Source organism: Burkholderia sp. WP42 (genome assembly GCF_000745665.1).
Taxonomy (GTDB): Bacteria; Pseudomonadota; Gammaproteobacteria; order Burkholderiales; family Burkholderiaceae; genus Burkholderia; species Burkholderia vietnamiensis.
In genome coordinates this window covers 311,582-334,697 of sequence record NZ_KN050723.1, presented here as the reverse complement: position 1 = coordinate 334,697, position 23,116 = coordinate 311,582, and the positions used below count along the sequence as shown (strand labels likewise).

General features: G+C 69.5%; 19 protein-coding genes. 5 read left to right on the top strand and 14 right to left on the bottom strand.

Annotated elements, in window-relative coordinates:
* The first annotated feature begins 34 nt into the window (after positions 1-34).
* A complete protein-coding gene (locus EX20_RS24040) occupies positions 35-817 on the top strand; it encodes an ABC transporter substrate-binding protein (protein WP_034194975.1) in 783 nt (260 codons plus the stop codon).
* Positions 818-1,034: 217 nt separating this feature from the next.
* Here the strand turns inward: EX20_RS24040 and EX20_RS24035 are convergent, their stop codons facing one another.
* The 3 genes from EX20_RS24035 to EX20_RS24025 form a co-directional block, all read right to left on the bottom strand.
* Positions 1,035-1,283 (bottom strand): hypothetical protein, encoded by a 249-nt coding sequence (locus tag EX20_RS24035; protein WP_014724625.1) that lies wholly within the window; start codon positions 1,281-1,283, stop codon positions 1,035-1,037.
* A 542-nt stretch (positions 1,284-1,825) separates the two neighbouring features.
* On the bottom strand, positions 1,826-3,292 hold the full coding sequence (locus tag EX20_RS24030) for a sigma-54 dependent transcriptional regulator (RefSeq protein WP_011881549.1): 1,467 nt from the start codon (positions 3,290-3,292) through the stop codon (positions 1,826-1,828).
* Between the two features lie 466 nt (positions 3,293-3,758).
* Complete coding sequence (locus tag EX20_RS24025) at positions 3,759-4,682, bottom strand: metal-dependent hydrolase (RefSeq protein WP_011881548.1); 924 nt, start codon at positions 4,680-4,682, stop codon at positions 3,759-3,761.
* A gap of 562 nt (positions 4,683-5,244) precedes the next feature.
* Here EX20_RS24025 and EX20_RS24015 point away from each other — a divergent pair.
* The 3 genes from EX20_RS24015 (at position 5,245) to EX20_RS24005 (ending at position 8,139) form a co-directional block, all read left to right on the top strand.
* Entirely contained in the window at positions 5,245-5,586 is a 342-nt protein-coding gene (locus EX20_RS24015; protein WP_011881547.1) for an FKBP-type peptidyl-prolyl cis-trans isomerase, read from the top strand.
* Between the two features lie 22 nt (positions 5,587-5,608).
* On the top strand, positions 5,609-6,373 hold the full coding sequence (locus tag EX20_RS24010; RefSeq protein ID WP_034194973.1) for a helix-turn-helix transcriptional regulator: 765 nt from the start codon (positions 5,609-5,611) through the stop codon (positions 6,371-6,373).
* Between the two features lie 314 nt (positions 6,374-6,687).
* A complete protein-coding gene (locus EX20_RS24005) occupies positions 6,688-8,139 on the top strand; it encodes an MFS transporter (RefSeq protein ID WP_034194972.1) in 1,452 nt (483 codons plus the stop codon).
* Positions 8,140-8,218: 79 nt separating this feature from the next.
* Here the strand turns inward: EX20_RS24005 and EX20_RS24000 are convergent, their stop codons facing one another.
* The gene (locus tag EX20_RS24000; protein ID WP_011881544.1) at positions 8,219-8,686 is read right to left on the bottom strand and encodes a winged helix-turn-helix transcriptional regulator; all 468 of its coding nucleotides are present in this window, start codon (positions 8,684-8,686) and stop codon (positions 8,219-8,221) included.
* Positions 8,687-8,828: 142 nt separating this feature from the next.
* Here EX20_RS24000 and EX20_RS23995 point away from each other — a divergent pair, with 142 nt between their 5' ends.
* On the top strand, positions 8,829-10,055 hold the full coding sequence (locus EX20_RS23995) for an MFS transporter (protein ID WP_034194971.1): 1,227 nt from the start codon (positions 8,829-8,831) through the stop codon (positions 10,053-10,055).
* Positions 10,056-10,190: 135 nt separating this feature from the next.
* Here the strand turns inward: EX20_RS23995 and EX20_RS23990 are convergent, their stop codons facing one another.
* From EX20_RS23990 to EX20_RS23945, 10 genes are all read right to left on the bottom strand, one after another.
* Positions 10,191-11,357 (bottom strand): glycosyltransferase family 4 protein, encoded by a 1,167-nt coding sequence (locus EX20_RS23990; protein WP_011881542.1) that lies wholly within the window; start codon positions 11,355-11,357, stop codon positions 10,191-10,193.
* Positions 11,358-11,456: 99 nt separating this feature from the next.
* On the bottom strand, positions 11,457-12,644 hold the full coding sequence (locus EX20_RS23985) for a glycosyltransferase family 4 protein (protein WP_014724616.1): 1,188 nt from the start codon (positions 12,642-12,644) through the stop codon (positions 11,457-11,459).
* Positions 12,641-14,107: a glucose-6-phosphate isomerase gene (locus EX20_RS23980; protein ID WP_034194970.1), complete on the bottom strand. Its 1,467-nt coding sequence runs from the start codon at positions 14,105-14,107 to the stop codon at positions 12,641-12,643. The genes EX20_RS23985 and EX20_RS23980 overlap by 4 nt, the downstream gene beginning before the upstream one ends.
* On the bottom strand, positions 14,104-15,240 hold the full coding sequence (locus EX20_RS23975; RefSeq protein WP_034194969.1) for a glycosyltransferase family 4 protein: 1,137 nt from the start codon (positions 15,238-15,240) through the stop codon (positions 14,104-14,106). Before EX20_RS23975 ends, EX20_RS23980 begins: the two co-directional genes overlap by 4 nt.
* Before the next feature lie 43 nt (positions 15,241-15,283).
* Complete coding sequence (locus EX20_RS23970) at positions 15,284-16,243, bottom strand: glycosyltransferase family 2 protein (protein WP_034194968.1); 960 nt, start codon at positions 16,241-16,243, stop codon at positions 15,284-15,286.
* A 31-nt stretch (positions 16,244-16,274) separates the two neighbouring features.
* A complete protein-coding gene (locus EX20_RS23965; RefSeq protein WP_034194967.1) occupies positions 16,275-18,500 on the bottom strand; it encodes a polysaccharide biosynthesis tyrosine autokinase in 2,226 nt (741 codons plus the stop codon).
* Between the two features lie 50 nt (positions 18,501-18,550).
* Entirely contained in the window at positions 18,551-19,729 is a 1,179-nt protein-coding gene (locus EX20_RS23960) for a polysaccharide biosynthesis/export family protein (protein ID WP_034194966.1), read from the bottom strand.
* Positions 19,723-20,166: a low molecular weight protein-tyrosine-phosphatase gene (locus tag EX20_RS23955; RefSeq protein WP_011881535.1), complete on the bottom strand. Its 444-nt coding sequence runs from the start codon at positions 20,164-20,166 to the stop codon at positions 19,723-19,725. Before EX20_RS23955 ends, EX20_RS23960 begins: the two co-directional genes overlap by 7 nt.
* Positions 20,167-20,203: 37 nt before the next feature.
* Positions 20,204-21,619 (bottom strand): UDP-glucose dehydrogenase family protein, encoded by a 1,416-nt coding sequence (locus EX20_RS23950; RefSeq protein WP_011881534.1) that lies wholly within the window; start codon positions 21,617-21,619, stop codon positions 20,204-20,206.
* Between the two features lie 66 nt (positions 21,620-21,685).
* On the bottom strand, positions 21,686-23,059 hold the full coding sequence (locus EX20_RS23945; RefSeq protein ID WP_014724613.1) for an undecaprenyl-phosphate glucose phosphotransferase: 1,374 nt from the start codon (positions 23,057-23,059) through the stop codon (positions 21,686-21,688).
* Positions 23,060-23,116 lie beyond the last annotated feature (57 nt).

The window sequence follows — 23,116 nt, the reverse complement described above, 5'->3', positions numbered from 1 at the left end:
CGCGGAACCGGATCGACCACGCCAAGGAACCACCATGAAGAGACTGATTGCCGCCGTTTCGATCGCCCTGCTCGCGGTATCGGCCGGCCCCGCCGTCGCGAAGGACTGGACCACGCTGCGGTTCGGCACCGATGCCAGCTACGCGCCGTTCGAATCGAAGGCGCCCGACGGCAAGCTCGTCGGCTTCGACATCGACCTCGGCAACGAGATCTGCGCGCGGCTGAAGGCGAAGTGCGTGTGGCTCGAGAACGATTTCGACGGGATGATCCCCGCGCTGAAGGCGAAGAAGTTCGATGCGGTGCTGTCGTCGATGTCGATCACGCCGCAGCGCGCGGAACAGATCGGCTTCACGACGAAGATCTACAACCAGCCGACCCGTCTCGTCGTGAAGAAGGGCTCGCCGTTGCTGCCGACCGCCGAATCGCTGAAGGGCAAGTCGATCGGCGTCGAACAGGGCACCACGCAGGAGGCGTATGCGAAGGCGTACTGGGCGAAGCAGGGTGCGAACGTCGTGTCGTACCAGAACCAGGACGGCGTCTATGCGGACCTGACCGCCGGCCGCCTCGATGCCGCGCTGCAGGACGAGGTGCAGGCGGCGATCGGCTTCCTGAAGTCGCCGCGCGGCGCGGGTTATCAGTTCGTCGGGCCGGAGCTGGTCGACGAGAAGGTGCTCGGCATCGGCGCCGGCATCGGGCTGCGCAAGGAAGACACCGACCTGAAGGCGAAGATCGACCGCGCGATCCTCGACATGGTCAAGGACGGCACCTACAAACGGCTGGCGTCGAAGTACTTCGACTTCGATATCTACGGCGGGTGATGGGGCTGATGCGGCGGCGCGCAGCACGCCGCCGCGTATCGCAGGCATCGCGGACAGTTCGTTCCCGCCAGCAAGCACGGACGCTCGACGTCAAAACATGAAGGCAGCGCGCTACTGCCGTCCACTGCCGCACCGGTTTCGTCGCTCGTCTCGCGCGGCACGCTGCCGCGTATCGCCGGCATCGCGGACGATTCCCCCACGCCGCGAGCGCTCGACGTCAGAACGTGAAGATCGGGCGTCGCGGCACCCGCGCGCGCGCACACATGCCCATCCGGATCGGATTGGCGAGCGTGAAAGCACCGGCGCGACGCGGATGGCCGGGAATCAGCCGGATCCGCCTCGCGCCGAGCGCGCAAAGCTGGCCTGTCGATGCATGGCGGCCGGCCGCGCGCTGCGCGCTCGAGCGGCGATGCAACGCATCGCTGCGATCGCGGCCAGCCGGCAGCGGCGTGTGACGATGGTTCATTTTTGGTACCCCGTAGTCGCTGTGCTGCTTGTTTCGGCGTCCGGAAGACCCCGGCGCTCCGGCGACTCGACGACGGCCCTTGCCGCGCGGCGCGCGCCTGTCGCGCGCGCCGCCGCCCTCCCCGTGAGCTCGATTCCGGCCGTGTTCGTCCGTCGTGCTGCCGAACCGGCCGGATGCCCGTCGTCGACTTTCGCACCTCGACATTCGCAAGGAGCGCGCCAGGCGCGCGCAGGCCCGTCGCCACGGGGCTTTCGTCGGACGACTTGCGCCGCGAACCGGCGCCAGCAGGCCTGACGTTTCAAAACTGAAACACGCGATAGGGGAACGGCGACCGCACGGCGACGCGGAATACGCCGCAGGCCGATGCTCGGCGCGGGTGTGGAAAATTTGCCCGGCGCGTGCGGCGCGCCATGGCGGGCGATCGCCGCGCCGGTTCGCGCGCACGCCGGCACGAAACGTTTCACGGGCTTTACACAGAACCGCGAATCGCCCGCGCACGGGCGCACGGCCGGGACCCGCCGCAGCGCCGTTACGCGCCGCGTTCAGCCGACGCGCTGGTTGTCCGCGTCGCCGGCCGGCGAGCCGTCCTTGCCGTTTTCGCCGCCGTTGTCGTGATCGTTGAGCCCGTGCTCGATCATCATCCGGTACAGCGTCACGCGCGAAATGCCGAGTTCGGCGGCCGCCTTGTTGATCCGGTGATCGTTGCGCAGCAGCGCGTTCTCGATCGCCGTGCGCTCGGCGAGCGAGCGCGCCTGCTCGAGCGTCACGGGCTCCGTTTCGCCCGGCACGTCGAGCCCGAGATCGTGCGGCGTCAGCAGCCGGCTCTCGGCCATCACGATCGCGCGCCGCACGCGGTTGATCAGCTCGCGCACGTTGCCCGGCCACTCGTAGCGGCGCATCGCGTCGAGCGCCGCCGACGTGAAGCCGCTGATCTTGCGGCCGCTGTCGGCCTTGTATTTCTGCAGCACGTAATGCGCGAGGATGTCGATGTCCTTGCCGCGCGCGCGCAGCGGCGGCTCGTGGATGCGCAGCACGCAGAGCCGGTGATAGAGATCCGCGCGGAAGCGTCCGGCCTCGACCGCGCCGTCGAGATCGACGTGCGTCGCGGAGATGATCCGCACGTCGACCGGAATCGATTCCTGCCCGCCGAGACGCTCGATCTTCCCTTCCTGCAGGAACCGCAACAGGCTCGCCTGGCTCTCGACCGGCATGTCGCCGATTTCGTCGAGGAACAGCGTGCCGCCGTTCGCCGACTCGATCCGCCCGGCGCGCCGCTGGTTCGCGCCGGTGAACGCGCCGCGCTCGTAGCCGAACAGCTCGGATTGCAGCAGATGATGCGGAATCGCGCCGCAGTTGATCGCGACGAACGGCCCCTTGCCGCGCACCGAGCGCTCGTGGATCGCGAGCGCGGTCAGCTCCTTGCCGGTGCCCGACTCGCCGGAGATGAACACGCTCGCGTCCGTCTTCGCGACCTTGCGAATCGTGCTGAACAACTGCTGCATCGCCTCGCAGTTGCCGATCATCCCGTGCTCGCCGATCGACGCCGCATACGCGGCGCCGTCGACGCGATCGAGCGCGGCCATCCCGCGCGCATGGCCGAGCACGTGCGAAATCCATTCGTACGGCAACGGCAGCGTCACGTAGTCGAAGCAGTAGCTGCGAATCATCTCGCGCACCGCGGCGCTGATCGTGACGCCGCCCTGCGCGACGGAAATCCAGCCGATCGCGGGCTGGCTCAGACACGCCTTCAGCGCCGGATAGTCGCGCGACGTGAAGCCGGTGAAATCGATGAGCCCGGCCGCGACGTTGACGCCGGATGTCATGTTCTGCGCGGCGCCGGCCGTCTTCGCGACCGAGACTTCCCAGCCAAGGTCGCGTAGTTGCGCGAGCAACGGTTCGTCGGGCGAACGCATGATCACGAACAGCTTGCGTCCTGCCTCGGGTGCGGTAACGGACAAGAGCGGCGTTTCGGCCGCCGTCGGGTTTGCATCGGGTGATTTTGCAACCATCGTTGTTCCCCGCTTGGCGTTGGTATCGTGCGCCGGCTCGTCGCGGCGTGCGACGCAGCTGTTCGAACCCACATATTGGCCGCATTTCCGTCCGAATAGAATCCCCCAAGGCAATAATCGCGCGGCCTGCGAATCGGTCGATGAACGGTATATCGATACCGCCGAGGGGCGGCTGGATGGGGGTTATCCCGATTGGTGGGATTTTCCGGGGCGCGCGCGAGCGGTCCGGGAGTGCGCCGGTCGGGAGCGGGCCAGGCGCTGGACGGATGCGGGACGGGCGTGGGTCGGACCGACGCGGGCGCGGCGGCGCTCGCAGTGCGCAGCGCGGGCCGCGCATGCGTAACCGTTTTCCGATTGACCTCGGTCAATCGTCGGATGAAGGCGTCGATGATGCAGGAACGCAACACGCGCCGGTCAGGGCGCCGCAGCGCACCCGTTCGCGCCCCAAAGCGCCCCTCACCCCGCGTCAGCGCGTCGAAGCGATCGGCCCGAGCGCACCGGCGCGGCCGCGGCCGACCGACGGGAGGCTGGCCGCGCGCGATGCGGCGACGAGCCCATCCACCCGGGCGAGATGATGGCGGTTGTCGTGGTCCCACGGATGGAAGCCCGGCCGGAAATAGCTGAGCCATTCGCGCGCGATGCGCGGAAACAGCCCGCGGCGCGGCCCGTACAGGAACGCGATCATCCGCAGCATCCCGCGCAACCGGTGCCGGATCGCTCGATCGCGCGACAACAGCGTGACGTGCAGCAGGAACACGGTCGGCCAGAACGTCAGCGTCGTCAGCAGATAGGCGCCGATCCGGATCAGATAGCGACGCGGGCCGGGGCGGATCGCCGCGTTCCAGACATCGAACGACACGGCCTTGTGCTCGGTTTCCTCGAGCGCGTGCCACAGCCACATCTGCCGATAGCCGTCGACCGAGCCGTCGAGGCGCGTCGGGTCGCTCAGCAGCCAGTCGGCGAGCATCGCCGTGTAGTGCTCGGCGGCCACCGTATGCGCGAGCTGCATCGAATGCGGCAGCTTGCGCTTCAGGTACCCGAGCACGGTCCAGATGCGCTTGTCGAGCTTGCGCGCCGGCAGCCGGTTCGCCTGCATCAGCTCGTTGTATTCGACGTGTTCGCGCGTGTGCATCGCCTCCTGGCCGATGAAGCCGAGCACCTGCTGCTTGAGCAGCGGATCGTCGATGCGGTCGCGGTAGTTGCGCACCGAGTCCATGAAAAAGCGTTCGCCGGCCGGAAACAGCAGCGACAGCGCGTTGAAGAAGTGGGTCACGTGCGGGCCCATTGCGTGCCAATCCTTTGCGCGCTCGACCGCCAGCTCGAAGCGCAGGTCGCGGCGCACCGGCATCACGTCGGCCGCGATGGCGGCGGCGGAAGCGGCTGACTTCATGTTGGTCGTTCTCCTTGCTGCGGGCAGCCTCGAAGGCCGTGCGGCGCGCACGCCGTCCCGCAACGTACTGATCTTGACATCGATAGATGTAAAGATAGGCGCCGTCCGGTGGCGCGGGCAAGCCGAACGGTAGACGCGCGCTTCCAAACGGCGCACCGGGCGCGGCGTCGCAAAAACGGCGTTCGTGCAGCGTGTGGATGGACCGCGATTCGAACGCGCGAACCGTTGCGCGACCGGCACGCGCGGCACCCACGCGCGTGGCGGTATCGCCGCGAAAGCCCCGTGCGGCGGACGCTCCCGACGATCGCAACGCGGCTTGCGACGCGCCGCGGTACGCGCGTGCCGCCACGATTCATACGCGAGCTGCGACCGCCCGGTGCAGCGCGATCGATCGGATCGCAGCCGAATTCAAACGCGCGTTCCATTCGGGTTTCGCGCGCGCCGACGTCAGCGGCCGTGCCGGGCGCGCGGCGCCCGCCCGGCCATGCGCGCGCCGCGTCCGGTAACGCGCGGCGCGCTCGCCTACAATAGCGGTCTTACTCAACCCCTCTCAGGAGAAGTCATGTCCGTCACCACGACCGCATCGGGCCTCAAAATCGAAGACCTGACCGAAGGCACCGGCGCGGAAGCCGCCGCGGGCCAGACCGTCAGCGTCCACTACACGGGCTGGCTGACCGACGGTCAGAAATTCGATTCGAGCAAGGACCGCAACGACCCGTTCGCGTTCGTGCTCGGCGGCGGCATGGTCATCAAGGGCTGGGACGAAGGCGTGCAGGGCATGAAGGTGGGCGGCGTGCGTCGCCTGACGATTCCGCCCCAACTCGGCTACGGCCCGCGCGGCGCAGGCGGCGTGATTCCGCCGAACGCGACGCTCGTGTTCGAAGTCGAGCTGCTCGCCGTCTGACACAGCTGCCGACGCCCTCCCGATGGAACGCGTGCCGTCTCCCGCCATCGCGCTGCGCCGTTACGACACGTGCGAGGCGTCGGACGTGCACGATTTCCATCAGGTCGTGCTGGGCGTCGACGGCGCGATGGTGATGGCGGTCGACGGCGTCGGCCGCCGCATCGACCGGCATGCGGCATGGTTGATCCCGGCGGGCGCGCGCCACGAGTACGCCGGGCTCGGCGAGAATCGCCAGCTCGTGCTCGACCTGCCCGCCGCGTCGCTGGCGCTGCCGCAGCGTCTGTTCGACCGCGCACGCGCGGTGTCGATCGATCCGGCGCTGACGTCGCTTGTCGCGCAGCTCGCGACGGCCGCCGCGCAGCTCGACGGGCCGGCCGACGCCGCGCGCGCGCATCGCTTCCAGTGGCACGCTGCGGCGCGCCTGTGCGATGCGCTGCTCGACGACGCCAGCCTCGCCGCGCCCGCTGTGGGCCTCGATTTCGCGCGCATCGACCGCTGGCTGCGCGCGCGGCTCGCCGAGCCGCTGCGCATCGCGGATCTCGCCGCGCACTGCGGTTACGGGATGCGCCGCTTTCATCAACTGTTCGTCGACGCATTCGGCGAAACGCCGCACCGCTACCTGCAGCGGCTACGGCTCGACGCGGCCGTCGTGCTGCTCGCCGACGGCCGTCATCCGCTCGTCGACATCGCCGGCATGGTCGGCTTCGCCGATCAGAGCACCTTCACGCACGCGTTCACGAAGCGCTTCGGCGTCGCGCCCGGGCGCTGGCGCAGCGAGCGGCACTGAAAGGTTTGGGGCGCGGCTCGGGCGCTGCTGCTGTCACGCTGCCGCATCGCGCGACATCCGCATGGCGTTGCGTGCTTCACGTCCTGATCGGCGGTGGCGTCGGGCACACGCGCTGCCGTCAAGCCGTCGCATCGCGCGGCCACCCGCATGGCGTTGCTTGCTTCACGTCCTCATCGGCGGTGGCGTCGGACACACGCGCTGCCCTCACACAGCCGCATCGCGCGGCCACCCGCCTCGCATCCTCATCCTCAGCAACATCGATACTTCACCGCAGGCCGAAACATCCCGCACCCGACGCGTCCTACGATACGCGCATGGACACGTCACGCTCCCCCGCCCTGCCGCCCGCGCTCGCACGCGTCGTGGCGACCGTCAGCGTCGGCTTCGTCGTCACGCAGCTCGACGTCACGATCGTCAACATCGCGCTCGCGCATCTCGCCGGCGATCTGCACCTGCCGGTCGCCGCGCTGCAGTGGGTCGTCGATGCGTACACGCTCGCCTTCGCGGTGCTGATGCTGACGGGCGGCGCGCTCGGCGACCGCTTCGGCGCGCGCCGCCTGTACGTCGCAGGCCTCATGCTGTTCTCGGTCGCGTCGCTCGCGTGCGGCGCTGCCGTCTCGCCCGCGATGCTGATCGCCGCCCGCGCGGCGCAGGGCATCGGCGCGGCGGCAATGCTGCCGAATTCGCTCGCCTTGCTCAACGACGCGTGCCGGCACGACCCGCGGCTACGCGCGCGCGCCGTCGGTGCATGGACGGCCGCGGGATCGATCTCGATCGCCGCCGGCCCGGTGGTGGGCGGGCTGCTGATCGCCGCCTGGGGCTGGCGGGGCATCTTCCTCGTGAATCTGCCGCTGTGTGCGGCGGGGCTCGCGGCCACGTTCGCGTGGGTGCCCGCGCGGCGCGCCGATGCGGCGCCGCCGCCGGCCGCCGCGCGCCCGCTCGACGTGCGCGGCCAACTGATCGCGATCGCGATGCTCACCGCGCTGACCGCCGCCGTGATCGAATGGCGGCCGCTCGGCTTCGTGCATCCGGTCGTCGCGGGCGGCTTCGCGGTGGCGGCACTCGCCGCGCTCGCGTTCGTCGCGGTCGAGGCGCGCAGCACGGCGCCGATGCTGCCGCTGTCGCTGTTCCGTCGCCGCACGTTCAGCGCGGCCGTGCTGTTCGGCGTCTGCGTGAACCTCACCTATTACGGCACCGTGTTCGTGCTCGCGCTGTATCTGCAGCGCGTGCGCGGCGAAACGGCGCTGCAGGCGGGCCTCGCGTTCCTGCCGCTGACGGGCGGCTTCCTGCTGTCGAATCTGGCGAGCGGCCGCGCGGTCGCGCATGACGGCCCGCGCATGCCGATGTTGGCCGGTGCGCTGGTCGCGGCCGTCGGCTACGGATCGCTGCATTTCGTCGACGCCCAGACGCCGCTGCCGCTGCTGCTCGTGCCGTTCCTGCTGATCCCGGCCGGCATGGGCTTCGCGGTGCCGGCGATGACGACGGCCGTGCTCGCGTCGGTCGAGCCCGCGCGCGCGGGCATCGCGTCGGCCGTGTTGAACACCGCGCGTCAGGCGGGCGGCGCGATGGGCGTCGCCGCCTTCGGCGCGCTCACCGGCGCGGGCGGCGCAGCGCAGACCGTCCACGGCCTGCGCGTCGAAACCGCCGTGTCGGTAGCGCTGCTGATCGCCGCCGCGTTGCTCGCGACGCTGGTGCGGCGCGACGCGCATCGCGACCCACATCGTGACGCGGCGGCCGCACGTCGGCCGGTGTCGGCCGCGGACTGATCGGCAGGTCCATCGTCGGCGCACGACGAGCCGGCCGATCGCAGACGCCAACCGCGATTGCGCGATGCGCAGCCGCGCGTCAGCGCGGCCCGTTCGAATCGTCGACGACCTTGCGCACGAACGTTTCCGCCGCCTTCACCGCGCGCCCGTCGTCGTGCCGCAACGCGATCTTGCGCAGCGCGCGGCCGGTGTTGCGATCGATCAGCACCGAACGCGGCTCGCCACGCTCGAACAGATTCGCCTCGCCCCACTGCCGCAGCATCACGATGACGGGGAACAGCCCCTCGCCCTTCTTCGTCAACGCGTACTCCTGATATGCGCTGCCGTCCGATGCGGGCACGACTTCGAACACGCCGGCGTCCACCAGCATCCTGAGCCGGTCGGACAGGATGTTGCTCGCGACGCCGAGGCTCGCACGGAAATCGCCGAACCGCCGCACGCCGTCGAACGCGTCGCGCACGATCAGCAACGCCCAGCGATCGCCGACGATATCGGTCGCGCGCGCCACCGGGCACGGCGAATCCGCAAGACTTCTCTGTCTGGCCATATTGCTCTCCGCTTTCCTTTCGGCCACGTGGGCCGCTCTCGATGCGCGGTCCCGTCGCCCGACGCTTTTCGGTTGCATTTTAAAACTTGTCTTCCTACACTCCAACACGTTTCTATTTGCAACTACTTTCATGAGAACGTCGATGGAATCGTCCTGCTGTTCCGACCTGGCCGCGTCGGCTGCGCCGCCGCGCGCCGCGAACCAGGCCCGCGTGCCGACCGCGACCGTCGCGTTGCTCGCGGTCTGCTGCGCGGCGAGCGTCGCGAACGTGTACTACGCGCAACCGCTGCTCGATTCGATCGCGCGCGAGTTCCGCGTCGCGCCGGCCGCGATCGGCGGCGTCATCACCGCGACGCAGCTCGGCTGCGCGCTCGCGCTGCTGTTCGTCGTGCCGCTCGGCGATCTGCTGAACCGCAAGCGCCTGATCGCCGTGCAACTCGTCCTGCTGGCGGCGGCATGCGCGTGCGTGGCCACGGCGTCGACACGCATCGCGTTGCTGGCCGGCATGGTCGCGCTCGGCCTGCTCGGCACCGCGATGACGCAAGGACTGATCGCATGCGCGGCCGCGCTCGCGGCGCCCGGCGAGCGCGGCCGCGTGGTCGGCGCAGCACAGGGCGGCGTCGTGATCGGCCTGCTCGCCGCACGCTCGCTCGCGGGTGTGGTGACGGACCTCGCCGGCTGGCGCGCGGTGTATCTGGTGTCGGGCGCGGCCGCGCTCGCGATGCTCGCGGCGCTCGCCCGCCTGTTGCCGGCCATCGACGCGCCGCGCGAGCGGATCGGCTATGCGGCGCTGCTCGGCTCGATGGTCACGCTGCTGCGCACCGAGCGCGTGCTGCGCGTGCGCGGCGCGATCGCGCTGCTGATGTTCGCCGCGTTCAGCATCTTCTGGAGCGCGCTGGTGTTGCCGCTCAGCGCGGGACCGGAGCCGATGTCGCATACGCAGATCGGCGCCTTCGGGCTGGTGGGCGCGCTCGGCGCCGCTGCGGCCGCACGCGCGGGCCGGCTCGCCGATCGCGGGCGCGGCGAGCCGACGACGGGCGCCGCGCTGCTGCTGCTCGCGTGCGCGTGGCTGCCGCTCGCGTTCGCGGGCACGTCGATCGCGTGGCTGATCGTCGGCATCGTGCTGCTCGACGTCGGCGGGCAGGCCGTCCACGTCGTGAACCAGAGCATGATCCTCGGCGCGCGGCCCGATGCGCACGCGCGCGTGGTCGGCTGCTACATGCTGTTCTATTCGGCGGGCAGCGGGCTCGGCGCGATCGCCTCGACGATCGCGTATGCGCACGCGGGCTGGCTCGGCGTCTGCGCGCTCGGCGCGGCGGTCAGCGTAGCCGCGTCGTGCGTATGGGTCGCGACGCTCGAGCGCCGATAGCACACGCCGAACACGGCGCGCAGCCCGCGCGGCGGCCATGCAACGAACGAAAAAAACGGCTCGCCGAAGTCGGGCGAGCCGGTCCGTGCCCCGGCGCGAGGTCGCCCTGCGCGCCGGTCGCGGTGCGTCACGCGCTCAGCTGGCCGCGCGGATCGCCTCCTCATAGACGCCGGCGACGCGCCGCGCGATCACCGCATTGTCGAAGTGCTCGCGCGCATAGCGCTTGCATGCGACTTCGTCGGGCAGCGCGATCGCGCCCGACAGCGCGCCGCCGATCCCTTCCGCGATCGCGTCGGCGCCGGTCGACGGCAGCACGAGGTCGCTCGACAGCCCCGCGACGGCCTCCGGCAGCCCGCCCACCGGCGTCACCAGCACCGGCGTGCCGGACGCCAGCGATTCGACGGTGATCAGCCCGAAGCCTTCGAGCGCGACCGTCGGCACGACGCTGACCGTCGCCGCGCGGTACAGCGCCGCGAGATGGTTGTCCGGCACGAACCCGAGCAGTTTGACGTTGTCCTGAAGCCCCGCGGCGTCGATGCGCTGCTGCAGCTCCTCGCCGATCTTGCCCTTGCCGGCGATCAGCAGCAGCACGTCGGGATGACGGCGCTTCACGATGCCGATCGCGTCGATCAGGTCTTCCAGCCCCATGCGCCGCACGAGCCGCCGCACCGCCAGCACGATCGGGCGGTCCTGCGGCAATTGCAGCTTGTGGCGCGCATCGGCCGGCGTGAGCGGCGTGTCGAACTGCGCGGTGTCGACGCAGCCGGGAATCACGCGCACGCGCGACGGATCGATGCCGTAGCGGTTCGTCAGGATCTGGCCGAACGCCTGCGACAGCACGATCAGGCGCGACGAGCGCACGTAGACGGCCTGTTCGAGATAGCGCTTCGCTCGCTGTCCCAGCGACGCGGCGCCCTCTACCTGACTTTCGTCGGCCCACGGCCCCTGGAAGTGCGACACCTGCGGAATCCCCCGCGTGACGTCGAGGCCCGGGAACGTATAGAGGGCGAAGTGCGACGAGATCACGTCGGGCCGCGCGCTGCGGATTTCGTCGCGCAACGCGCGGCGCGCGGCGAGCATGCGGCGCGCGAGCGGCTGCGATGCGGGCCCGAAGCCCTGGATCGCGCCGCCCGTGTCGTTGGCGACCTTCGGCGAGCCGGCCACCAGCCCGCGCACCTCGACGCCCGCACCGGGCAGCGCGCCGACGAGCGAGTAGTACATCCGGTCGAGGCCGCCCGCACGTTCGGGGAACCAGTGCATGCCGATCTGCAACGATTTGATCGGCCGGGAAGATTGATTCATCAGTTGCTCCGAGAAACTCGCCAGGTCCGCCGCACGCATGCGTGCACCGGATCGCGCGATCAGCTGTGGGAATGCGCCGCGGTCAGGCGGCGGAACACGTCAACACGATTGCTCCTGCGTGAGCGCATCGTCGGCGCGCTCGAACGCAACCGGCTGCGACGGTTCGCCGATGCGCCGGTACAGCGCGACGTACTGCGCGCCCATGTGCGCCCAGCCGAAGCGCGTCATCAGTTCGCGCGCGGCTTCACCCATCGCGCGGCAGGTCTCGCGCGACGCGGCGAGCGAGCCGATCGCCTGCGCGAGCGCGGCCGGATCGTCCGGGTCCTCCAGCACGATCCCGCAGTCGCGCGTGATGATCTCCGCGCCGCCGGCGGTGCGCGCGGTGACGACCGGCAGCCCGGCCGCCATCGCCTCGAGCAGCGACAGGCTCATCGCTTCGTAGCGCGACGGGAACACGTACGCGTCGACCGAGCGCATCAGCGTCGGCATGTTCTTCACCAGCCCGAGGAAATGCACGCGCGCGTCGATGCCGAGCGCGCGCGCCTCGTCCGGATACGGGCTGCCCGGCAGATAGCCGGCCACCGCCAGATGCACGTTCGCCGGCAGCTGCGTCAGCGCCTTCAGCACGGTGCCGAGGTTCTTGCGCGGCGTGCGCAGGTCGCCGACGAACAGCAGCAGGAACGCGTCGTCCGGCAGCTTGAAGGCCGCGCGGTCGGCCTGCGCGTGCGCGAACGCGCCGGCGTCGACGCCGTTGTAGATCACGCTGATCTTGCGGCTGTCGATGCCGAGCCCGGCGATCTCGTCGGCCACCTTCTGCGACACGGCCGTGATCGCGCGCGAGCGCCGGTATGCCCAGCGCTCGAGCGCCGTGTTCACGCGCGTATAGACGTACTGGTACGCGGACCACAGCCCCTTGGTCAGCCCGAACGGGTAGTACGGGCTCTTGAACCAGCCGCCGTGCACGAAGTGCGCGGTGTTCACGTCCGCGCGGACCCACGAGATGAAGCCGTTCACGTGCAGCACGTCGTACTCGGCGCGATGCGTGCGCAGCCACCACGCGCTCTTGAGCGCGAACACCTGCTGCTTGACGAGATTCGACGGCCACCAGCGCCCGGCCTTCACCGGCACCCAGCGCACGCGCGGTTCGGCCAGCAGCTCGGGCGCGACGTGCGACGCGACCAGCGTGACCTCGTAGCCCTCGGCCAGCGCGGCGCGCGCGATTTCGTAATTGACGCGGCCCTGCCCGTCGTTATGACGCACGACATGCGTGACGATCGCGATTCTCAATGGTCGCCTCCCCGTGAACGCGCGGCGGCCAGCAGGCGCTGCGCCTTCTGCCAGTGCGCCGCGGATAGTATGGAAAAAATGGCCGTGTACATCAGCAGCCCGCCCGTGCCGATCAGCGAGTTCGTGAAGACCAGCATCGCGAACGTCGACAGACACAGGCTCAGGCACGCGCCGACGAACTTGTCCTTGCGCAGCTTGAACGCGGCGCGCAACGTGCGGCCGAACAGCATCACCACGCCGGCGAGATACAGCAGCGTGCCGGGCCAGCCGAGCACGAACGGCACGTTCATCACGCCGCTGTCGAAGCTGCCGTACTTGCCGAGCTCACCGCTGTCGCTCGACAGCTTCGTCGAGGCGCCGGTCGCGCCCATCCCTTCGCCGGCGACGTCGGTGAACGCGGTCTGCGCGAAGGTCGCGTAGAACTTGTTCCGGTCGTCGTAGCTGCGGTCGTCCTTCAGGTTCGTGATCGATTCCAGACGCTGACCCAGCCGGTCGGCCACCGGCCCGACGGTCAGCAGCGGCACGCACAGCCCGACCAGCACGACGCCGCTGATCAGGATGCGCATCCGCACGCGATTGCTCGACTGCACGAGCTGGATCGCGAGCGCGATCACCCAGCCGCCCCACGTCGAGCGCACCAGGCACAGCGCGAACGACACGAAGCCGGCCGCGCCGGCGACCCAGCGAATCCGCTGCGGCGCGACCAGCACGAACACGAGCGCGCCCATCATCGCGAACGCGAACGGCCCCGACGAGTTCATCGTGCTGAACACCCGCACGCCGTACGGCACCGGCTCGCCCTGCGAGCCCATCTGCGAGCCGACCATCCACAGCACGTCCCACTGCGGCATCACGAAGTACTGCACGACGCCGTACACGCCCATCACGAGCATGCCCCACATGAAGGTGGCGAGCAGCACGTCGCGGTACTCGGGATAGTTGCGCGCGTTGACCATGATGTGAAAGCCGATCAGGATCGGGTACAGCCAGTTCGCGAGGTCGTAGGTCGCGGCCATCACGCCGCTCGACACGATGCCGACCAGATACGCGTACACGAGCCCGAACAGCATCAGCAGCACCGGAATCCCGCGCCGCTGCGCGAGCACGCGGTAATGCCGGGTCAGGCCGAGGCCGGCGATCATCGTGACCGCGAGCGGCGCGACCTGGATCAGGCTCGTCGGCGTGAACGCGCCCTTCGACCAGTCGGCCAGCCGCCGCACCTCGGGGCTCAGGAACCACACCCACCACATGAAGCCGACGTAGCGCGCCGGGCTCTTGAAATACAGCCAGATGCCGACCGCGATGGCGAGCACCGGGAACGCGAGCGTCAGCACCTTGCCCTGGTGCACGGCGATCAGCGCGGCGGTAAACGACCACAGCGCAGCCTGCCCGGCCCAGTGCTTCGGCTCCGCGAACCAGCTGCGGCTGCGCGACGGCGCGCGTTCGGCGGCGATCGCACTCATCGCGACGAAGGCTGCGAATCCGCGAGCGGCATCGCCAGCTCCGCCGCCGCGGGCGTGCGCCGCCCGCGCAGCAGGTCGCGGGTGATCCGCACGTGCTGCTCGGCGAACGCCTGCGTGGTCAGATTGCGCTCGCGCAGGCACGCCGCGGCGGCGCGCGCGCAGGCGAGCGCCGCCGACGGATCGGCGACGAAGCGATCGGCGGCCTGGCGCATCGCCTGCGCGTCGAACGCCGGCACGTACGCGGCCGTGTCGTGCGGGAAGTAGTCGCTCAGCCCGCCCACGTCGGACACGATCATCGGCTTGCCGACCGCCGCCGCCTCGAGCATCACGGTGATGCCCGACGCATGGAAGTTCGGCCGCAGCGGCACGACGATCACGTCGGCCCACGCGTACAGCTCGTGCTGCTTCGCGAGCCCCGACGCGGAGCCGATCTGCACGTTCGGCGCATGCCATTCGCGCGGCACGCGCCGCCGCGTCGCGAGCCGCACGTCGTAGCGCGCGTCACCGCCGAACGCGGCCAGGAAGGTGCGCCAGTCGCGATCGCGGTCGTTGCCGATCGCGGCGATCCGCAGCGGACGTCCCGGCTGCCATTGCACCGGCTCGATCGGCGGAAAGTCCTGCGTGTTCAGGCCGTAATAGACGAACGTCGCGTCGCGCCCGAGATAGCGGCGGCACAGCTCGGCGTTGTCGCGCGCGAGCGTGGTCAGCACGTCGGCGCGCGCGACCAGCTTGCGGTACAGCCAGCGGCGCGGCGCACCGAAGCTGCTCCACTTGTCGAACAGCCACACGCTTTGCGCGAGCAGCAGCGGGCGCTTGCCCTGCGCGCCCGCGAGCTTGAGGATCAGCGCGGCCGCGAGGTGCTCCTGCTCGGTGTGCGTCCAGATCACGTCGGCGTTCAGCAACGCGCCGCGGTTGCGCCAGGCGTGCACGACGTCGAAGCCGAGCGCGGCCTTCAGCGCTCGCCGCGCGACGCCCGCGGCGCGATTCTCGCGGCGGTCCTGCGAATAGCTCAGCCGGAATTCGTCGGACTCCGCGTGGTGATAGCCGTACAGGCAGCCGATGTTCTCGCCTTGGCGGTAGGTCCGCGGATCGGCGCCGTAGAACAGGTGCACGTGAACTTTCGTTGCGGTCATGAATGCCCTCCGGGGGTGGCCGTGCGCGCTGCGCGCGGCCGGTTCAAGACGTCACCGGCGGCATCGCCGCACGATGGGGGGCAAGGTTCGCGCGGCGCGCCTCGCGGGCGCCGCGGCGCACCGCGCGCCAGTGCTCGCGCACGCGCTCGCGCCGCGCCGTATGCAGCGACAGCAGCAGATGCGCGAGGCCCGGATAGACGCGCGTGCCGACCAGCGTCCACCACCACCAAGCCAGCTCGCGGCGCAACGGCGGCAGATGCTCGCGCAGGATCAGATGCAGGTTGTATGCGCCGTTGCTGATCGCATTCAGCGACGCCGCATCGCGCCGGTCGTCGTCGAAGCGTTCGGCCGGAAAGTGATCGACGGCGATCGCCGGGTCGTAGACGAGCTTCCAGCCTTCGCGCTGCACGCGCATGCTGAACGCCATGTCGTTGTGCACCTGTGCGCCGGCGCCGCGCAGGCGCGCGTCGAAGCGCAGGCGCTCGATCGCCGCGCGGCGATAGCTCATGTTGGCGCCCTTCAGCATGTCGACCTCGCGCGCGCCGCCGACCCCGAGATGGTGATTGCCGACGATCTTGCCGGACAACGTGAGCTGGCCGACGCGCTCGCGCGATTCGTCGAGCACGCGGCCCTTCTCGTGCACCCAGTCGCGGCCGCCGACCGCGCCCACGCGCGGGTCGGCCGCGAACGCGGCTTCGATGCGCGCGAGCCAGTCGGCGCGCGGCGCGGCGTCGTCGTCGGTGATCGCGACGATGTCGCCGCTCGCCGAATCGAGGCCCTGGTTCAGCGCGGCGACCTGCCCCGGCACATCGACCGGCACGATGCGCAGCGGCAGCGTGCCCGCCACGGCCGGATCGGCGAGGCGCTCGTGGGTGGCGTCGTCCTCCGGGCGCGCGACGACGATCACCTCGTCGGGCAGCCGCTGCTGCCGCTGCAGCGCGAGCAGGCAGCGCGCGAGGTCGGCAGGTCGCCGGTAGGTCGGAACGAGCACGGAAATTTTCATCGGGAGTTCTCCAGTCGGCCGGGCCATGCGGTCATGCGCTCAGGTATTCGTGGACGGCCGCGTAGCCGCGGCCGTAGCCGCGCGCCTTCGGCGCCACGCCGTTGAAGATCCCGCCTTCCAGATCGACGCCCGCCGTGCGCAGCCGCTTGATCGCATCGGCGATCTCGCCTTCGGTGTGCATGCCGGAGCGCAGCACCAGGAAGGTCGCGCCCGCCATGCGGCCGATGATGGTCGCGTCGGTCACCGCGAGCACCGGCGGCGAGTCGATCAGCACGACGTCGTAGCGCTTGCTGAGCCCTTCGAGGTATTGCGGCAGCCGCGTCGACATCAGCAGCTCCGACGGGTTCGGCGGCCGCGTGCCGGCCGAAATGAACGACAGGCCCTGCACCGGCGTCTCGCGCACGGCGTCCTCGAGCGGCGACTGGTCGCTCAGCAGCTCGGACAGGCCCGGCTGCGCGGTAAGGCCGAAGTAGCGGTCGAGCATCCCGCGGCGCATGTCCGCGTCGATCAGCAGCACGCGCTTGCCCGAATGCGCGAGCAGCACCGCGAGGTTGACGGTCAGGAAGCTCTTGCCGATGCCCGGCGTCGGGCCGGTCAGCACGATCACGCGGCTCTGCGCGTCGAGCATCGCGAACTGCATCGCGGTGCGCAGGCTGCGCATGCTTTCGACGCTCAGATCCTTCGGGCGCAGGCTCGCGAGGATCGGCCGCGCGCGCGCGCCGCTCTTCTCGGCCATCGCGTCGAGCTTCACCTGCTCGGCGCTTTGCGGCACCAGCCCGTAGAGCGGCAGGTTGAAGGTGCGCTCGACGCGGTCCGGATCCTCGATCCCCTGGAACAGGTTGCGGCGCAGGAACACGATGCCGGTGCCGAGGATCAGCCCGAGGAACACCGCGGCCGACAGGATCAGCACCTTCTTCGGCTTGACCGGATCGCCCGGGCGCAGCGCCGAATCGACCAGGTGGATGTTGCCGCCCGTGCCGGCCTTCTGCACCGACAGCTCCTGCACGCGGTTGAGCAGCAGCACGTAGATGTCTTCGGCGACCTTCGCGTCGCGCTGCAGCTGCACGGCCTTCACCTCGGTCGCGGGCAGGCTGCGGAAGCGGTTGCTGAACTTGTCCTTCTCGGCCTGCAGCTCGGCGAGCTGCTGCTTCGCCGCGATCACCATCGGATGCGAGTCGGTGAAGCGCTGCGCGAGCGAGGCGAGCTGCAGCCGCTGCGCGGCGATCTGCTGCTCGTACTGCACGCTGCCTTCGAGGTAGACCTTCGCCTCGTCGCTCGCGTTGATCGAGCCGGAGGTGCGCTGATACTCGGTGAGCGCGGCTTCCGCGCGCTCGAGATCGGCCTTCAGGCGCGGCTCCTCGCCCTTCAGGAAGTCGAGCATCTTGGTCGCTTCGGCCTGCTTCGCGATCACGTGCTGGTTCAGGTACGACTGCGCGAGCGCGTTAGCGATCGCGGCGGTCTGCTCGGGGTTCTTGCCTTCAAGCGAGATCTGCACGACGCCCGTCTGCTTGCCCTGCTCGGACACCTGGATGCCCGACTGGAAGCCGGTGATCGCGTCGAGATCGTTGTAGCGCACCACGGTGAACTGCGTGCCCGGACGCGCGATGAGCTTCTGCACCAGCAGCGTCACGCCGCCGCCCTGCTCCGTTTCGCCGACGCGGCCCACGAGCAGCCGGCGGCCGTCCGGGTCGACCAGCGTGTAGGTGCCGTCGGGGCCGGCCGTCAGCGTCATCTTCTTGCCTTCGAGCGCCGGCACCACGTTCACGGTGTCGATGTCGGCGACCTCGCCGCCCCACGCGTACGAGCGCAGCCCGAACCACGCGCGCGACGGCTGGCCCGGCGTCGCGATGCGCGCGGCCAGGCTGCCGAGCAGCGGCAGCGTCTTCGGCACGACCGAGAAGTTCAGCTTGAACTGCTCGACCACCGGCGCGACCACGCCGCGGCTCTTGATGATCTCGATCTCGGCATCGGTCGGCGCCTGCTGCGGACCGCTGTTGATCATCGCACCCGTCTGCGTCTGCGTGAGCGCCTGCGTCGTGTTGTCGTTGCCCTCGACGCGCACGTGCACGTCGGCCTGATAGACCGGCTTCGCGACGTAGCAGTAGAGGCCGGCGAGCGCGACGACCGTCACGGCGATGCCGAGCAGCAGCCAGATGTCGTCCATGATGACCTGGAGCAACTGGCCGAGGACGACGTCCTCTTCGTCGGTTTTCGCGGTCAGGTCCGCGTGGGAGTGTTTCGCTTGCGTGTTCACCATTCGTTCCCGCTTCAGTGGTGCCGGGGGGCAGACGCCGCCCCGGCGGGCTATCAGCGCGTGATTTGCCGCATGTAGAAGATCGTCTGGATCGTCGGCAGCACCTGCTGCAGCACACGGTTGAACTGCACCGAGCTGGCCGTGCTGACGTACACGACGTCGAGCGGCTGCAGCGGGAAGCGGCTCGACAGCATCAGCGCATCCGGCTGCGTCATGTCGAGACGGAACACTTCCGGCTTCGTCGGGTTGTCGCGCATGCCGCGCATCACGTAGATCTTGCGCGGGTTCGCGTCGGTGTCGAGGATGCCGCCGCCGGCCGTCAGCGCATCGGCGATGGTCAGGCGGCCCTTGAGCATCGGCACCGTGACCGGCGTCTTCACCTCGCCCATGATGAACACGCGGCTGTCGCTGCGGTCCGGCACGTTGATGATGTCGCCCGGTTGCAGCATCACGTTCTGCTTCACTTCGCCGCGATCGAGCACGCCGTTCGCGTCGAGCGTGTAGAGCTTGCCGTCGCGCGTGAGGCGCACGCGCTGCAGGTCGGCCTCGGCGGTCGAGCCGCCCGAGCGCGAGATCGCGTCGACGAGCGTGAGCGGCACGTCGCTCACCGCGAGCGGCCCCGGCTGCTTCACCTCGCCGGTGACCTGCACCTTCTGGCTGCGGAACGACAGCACGCGCACGTCGAGCTGCGGATTCTTCACGTAGCGCGCGAGGCTCGACGCCATCTGCTCGCGGATCTGCGCGACCGTCTTGCCCGCCACGCGAATCCGGCCGACGAACGGGAAGAAGATCGTGCCGTCCGCGGCGACGGTCTGGCCGTACGGGTCGGCCTGGCCCGGCAGCGCCGACGTATACGGCTGCTGCAACGCCCCGGCGACCGACTGCGTGGTGTTGCCGCCGCTCGAGAACGACTGGCCCTGCGGCGTCGTCAGCTCCGGGTGATCCCACACCGTGACGCCGAGGATGTCCTGCGGGCCGACGCGATACACGTACTGCGACGGATCGGTGTAACGGCCCGGCGGCAGCGGATGCTCGACCTGCTGCTTCTGCAACTGATCCATCACCAGCTTGGCGTCGATGTAATGAACCGGATAGGTCTCGGGCTGGCCTTGCCGGCCGTCGTCCTTCAGGTTCGACGAGTCGAGATAGTTGCCGGGCGCGCTCGCGCAGGCCGACAGGAAGGTCGTCAGCGCGACGGCGAGCGCCAGCGGGCGCATGGGACGTTTCAGCATAGTTTTTGCAGCCATCCTTGAACCAGACGTTCGATCAATGAGTAGCTCTCGCGATAGTCGGCCTCGGGGCCGCCATGCGGATCGGCGATCTCGGCGTCCTCCCACTTGCCCAGCAAGTGGACCTTGCCGCGCGCGAACGGATCGACGGCCTCGACGGCCGCGATCTGCCCGCGCTCGCTGACGAGAATCAGGTCGGCGTCGCGCACGATCCGGCGCGACAGCCGGCGCGAACGATGCGTCGTGGCATCGACGCCGCGCTCGGCGAGCAGGCGCCGCATCACCGGATCGATGCCGTCGCCGTCGTTCGCACGCACGCCCGCGGAATGGAACGTCGGGCGCGGGCCGCCGCGCGACGCGGCATGCGACTTGAACAGCATCTCGGCCGCCGGGCTGCGGCAGACGTTCGCGTGACAGACGATCAGGATGTTCCGGAACATAGCGTGTCGCTTCGGGTGACGGGTAGCGGCGCGCGCGTTACGCGCTCGCGCGCGCGGCGGCCGGCGCACGCGCGGCCACGGCCTGACGCGAACCGGGGCGGCCGATCGGGTGGTATTCGATGCCCTGCTCGCTCATCGTCTCCGGCTCGTACAGGTTGCGGCCGTCGAAGATCACCGGCGACTTCCACAGCCGGCCGAGCGTGACGAAATCGGGGCTCTTGAATGCCTTCCATTCGGTGACGATCACGAGCGCATCGGCGTCGCGCGCGGCCTGCGCCTCGTCGTCGACGAACGTGAGGCGCTCGAGCCAGCTCGGGTGATCCGCGAGATCGAGCGCCAGCACGCGGCGCGCCTCCTGCTGCGCGACCGGGTCGTACGCCGCGATGCGCGCGCCGCGCGACAGCAGCTCGGCGATCAGCTCGCGGCTCGGCGCCTCGCGCATGTCGTCGGTGTTCGGCTTGAATGCGAGGCCCCAGAGCGCGAACGTGCGGCCGCTGAGATCCTCGCCGAAGCGCGCGACGATCTTCTCCGCGAGCACGCGCTTTTGCGTCGCGTTCACCGACGACACGGCCTTCAGGATCTGCAGCGACTGGCCGTGCTCGTCGGCCGTGCGGATCAGCGCCTCGACGTCCTTCGGGAAGCACGAGCCGCCGTAGCCGCAGCCCGCATACAGGAAGTGATAGCCGATGCGCGGATCGGAGCCGATCCCGCGGCGCACGGCTTCGATGTCGGCGCCGAAGCGGTCGGCCAGGTTCGCGAGCTCGTTCATGAACGAGATGCGCGTCGCGAGCATCGCGTTCGCCGCGTATTTCGTGAACTCGGCCGAGCGCACGTCCATATACAGCGTGCGTTCGTGATTGCGGTTGAACGGCGCGTAGAGCTTCTTCATCAGCTCGCGCGCGCGCTCGCCCGGCACGTCGTCGTCGCAGCCGATCACGATGCGGTCGGGTCGCGTGAAGTCGTCCACGGCCGCGCCTTCCTTCAGGAATTCCGGGTTCGACACGACCGAGAACATCTGGCCGTCCTCGCCGCGCTTCGCGAGCTCGTCGGCGACGGCCGCGCGCACGCGCTCGGCGGTGCCGACCGGCACCGTCGACTTGTCGACGATCACCTTGAAGCCCTTCATGTAGCGGCCGATGTTGCGCGCCGCCGCGAGCACGTATTGCAGGTCGGCCGAGCCGTCCTCGTCGGGCGGCGTGCCGACCGCGATGAACTGCACGTCGCCGTGCGCGACCGCGGCCTCGATGTCGGTCGAGAAGCGCAGGCGGCCGGCCGAGCGGTTGCGCGCGATCACTTCCTTGAGGCCCGGCTCGTGGATCGGCACGCCGCCGGCGTTCAGGATGTCGATCTTCGCCTGATCGACGTCGAGGCAGAACACGTCGTGCCCGATGTCGGCGAGACAGGCGCCGGTGACAAGACCTACGTAACCGCTGCCGATGATAGTCAGATTCATGATGTGTCGGACCTCTTGACCAATGATTCGAAATGCGTGGAACCGGGTGTTGCGCGGGACCCGGCGTCAGTAAGCGTTGCTGCCCGTGAAGCCTTTCCAGAGCGTCAGCACGACGATCTTGATGTCGAGCCAGAACGACCAGTTCTGCATGTAGTACAGATCGAGCTTCACGCGGCCCATCATCTTCTCGATCTGGTCGGTCTCGCCGCGATAGCCGTTGATCTGCGCCCAGCCGGTGATGCCCGGCTTGATCCGGTAGCGGAACATGTAGCCCTTCACCAGATCCTTGTAGATGTCGTCGTGCGCGAGCGCGTGCGGCCGCGGGCCGACGACCGACATCTCGCCCTTCAGCACGTTGATGAACTGCGGCAGCTCGTCGAGGCTCGTGCGGCGCAGGAAGCGACCGACCGGCGTCACGCGCGAGTCGTTCCTGGTCGCCTGCGTGACCTGGCCCGCCGTCTCCTGATGCACCTTCATCGAGCGGAACTTGTAGATCTCGAACTCGTGCCCGTCGATGCCCTTGCGCTTCTGGCGGAAGAACACCGGCCCGCGCGACGTCAGCTTGATCAGGCAGGCGATCGCCAGCATCAGCGGCGCGAGCATCGTCAGCGCCGCCAGCGCGAACAGCCGGTCGAACACGAACTTCGGCAGGATCCGCACGTCGGTGATCGGCGACGCCGCGAGGTTGATCGCCGGCACGCCGAGCAGCTCGACCACTTCCTGGTTGAAGAACGACAGCGTGCGCACGTCCGGGATGAAGCGGATGTTCACGAAGTCGTGGCGAAACACGGTCACGATCTGATGAATCCGGCGCTCCTCGGTGATCGGCAGCGCGAGCCACAGCTCGCTGAGCGCGCGGCTGCGCACCAGCCACACGAGCGATTCGAACTGCCGCTCGATGCGCACGTCGTCGAGCGCGACTTCGCCGGGCGCACCGCTTTCGTCGTACACGCACACCGGGTTGAAGCCGGCTTCGGGACGCGCGCGCATCTGCGCGATCAGCCGCCGCGCGGCCGGCGTGCCGCCGACGATCGCGACCGCCTTCAGGTTGTAGCCGCCGCGCCGCAGTTGCCGCAGCACGACGTGCACGCAGGCCTTCGAGCCGGCGAGCAGCGCGGTCGTCACGAGCGCCCAGTAGCCGAGCCACAGTCGCGACAGCTCGCCCGACTGGTGAAAGCTGAAGCTCATCAGGATGCCCGCGAGCTCGACCACGAGCCACGCGAACGCGACGCGCACCATCAGCCCGACCAGACGCTTGCCGCGCCACGACTGATAGATGCCCGCGGCGGGAAAGAACACGACGACGAGCAGGCAGTCGAACAGGACCGTCGTGCGTTGCAGGTCGTTGAGCCAGATGCTGCCGCCGTGCAACGCGGCGGCGAGCAGCGCTCCTGCCACGACCATCGCGATATCGATGACTCTCGCCAGCACGCTCAACATGTCAGCTTCCTCTTTGAACAGGCGTTTGCCGAACCACTCCTCGTACGACCCGTGCCG

Excerpts from the sequence above, each read along its gene's own strand:
- EX20_RS24040 (WP_034194975.1), top strand. The coding sequence starts at position 35 with ATGAAGAGACTGATTGCCGCCGTTTCGATCGCCCTGCTCGCGGTATCG.
- EX20_RS24035 (WP_014724625.1), bottom strand. The coding sequence starts at position 1,283 with ATGAACCATCGTCACACGCCGCTGCCGGCTGGCCGCGATCGCAGCGAT.
- EX20_RS24030 (WP_011881549.1), bottom strand. The coding sequence starts at position 3,292 with ATGGTTGCAAAATCACCCGATGCAAACCCGACGGCGGCCGAAACGCCG.
- EX20_RS24025 (WP_011881548.1), bottom strand. The coding sequence starts at position 4,682 with ATGAAGTCAGCCGCTTCCGCCGCCGCCATCGCGGCCGACGTGATGCCG.
- EX20_RS24015 (WP_011881547.1), top strand. The coding sequence starts at position 5,245 with ATGTCCGTCACCACGACCGCATCGGGCCTCAAAATCGAAGACCTGACC.
- EX20_RS24010 (WP_034194973.1), top strand. The coding sequence starts at position 5,609 with ATGGAACGCGTGCCGTCTCCCGCCATCGCGCTGCGCCGTTACGACACG.
- EX20_RS24005 (WP_034194972.1), top strand. The coding sequence starts at position 6,688 with ATGGACACGTCACGCTCCCCCGCCCTGCCGCCCGCGCTCGCACGCGTC.
- EX20_RS24000 (WP_011881544.1), bottom strand. The coding sequence starts at position 8,686 with ATGGCCAGACAGAGAAGTCTTGCGGATTCGCCGTGCCCGGTGGCGCGC.
- EX20_RS23995 (WP_034194971.1), top strand. The coding sequence starts at position 8,829 with ATGGAATCGTCCTGCTGTTCCGACCTGGCCGCGTCGGCTGCGCCGCCG.
- EX20_RS23990 (WP_011881542.1), bottom strand. The coding sequence starts at position 11,357 with ATGAATCAATCTTCCCGGCCGATCAAATCGTTGCAGATCGGCATGCAC.
- EX20_RS23980 (WP_034194970.1), bottom strand. The coding sequence starts at position 14,107 with ATGAGTGCGATCGCCGCCGAACGCGCGCCGTCGCGCAGCCGCAGCTGG.
- EX20_RS23975 (WP_034194969.1), bottom strand. The coding sequence starts at position 15,240 with ATGACCGCAACGAAAGTTCACGTGCACCTGTTCTACGGCGCCGATCCG.
- EX20_RS23970 (WP_034194968.1), bottom strand. The coding sequence starts at position 16,243 with ATGAAAATTTCCGTGCTCGTTCCGACCTACCGGCGACCTGCCGACCTC.
- EX20_RS23965 (WP_034194967.1), bottom strand. The coding sequence starts at position 18,500 with ATGGTGAACACGCAAGCGAAACACTCCCACGCGGACCTGACCGCGAAA.
- EX20_RS23960 (WP_034194966.1), bottom strand. The coding sequence starts at position 19,729 with ATGCTGAAACGTCCCATGCGCCCGCTGGCGCTCGCCGTCGCGCTGACG.
- EX20_RS23955 (WP_011881535.1), bottom strand. The coding sequence starts at position 20,166 with ATGTTCCGGAACATCCTGATCGTCTGTCACGCGAACGTCTGCCGCAGC.
- EX20_RS23950 (WP_011881534.1), bottom strand. The coding sequence starts at position 21,619 with ATGAATCTGACTATCATCGGCAGCGGTTACGTAGGTCTTGTCACCGGC.
- EX20_RS23945 (WP_014724613.1), bottom strand. The coding sequence starts at position 23,059 with ATGTTGAGCGTGCTGGCGAGAGTCATCGATATCGCGATGGTCGTGGCA.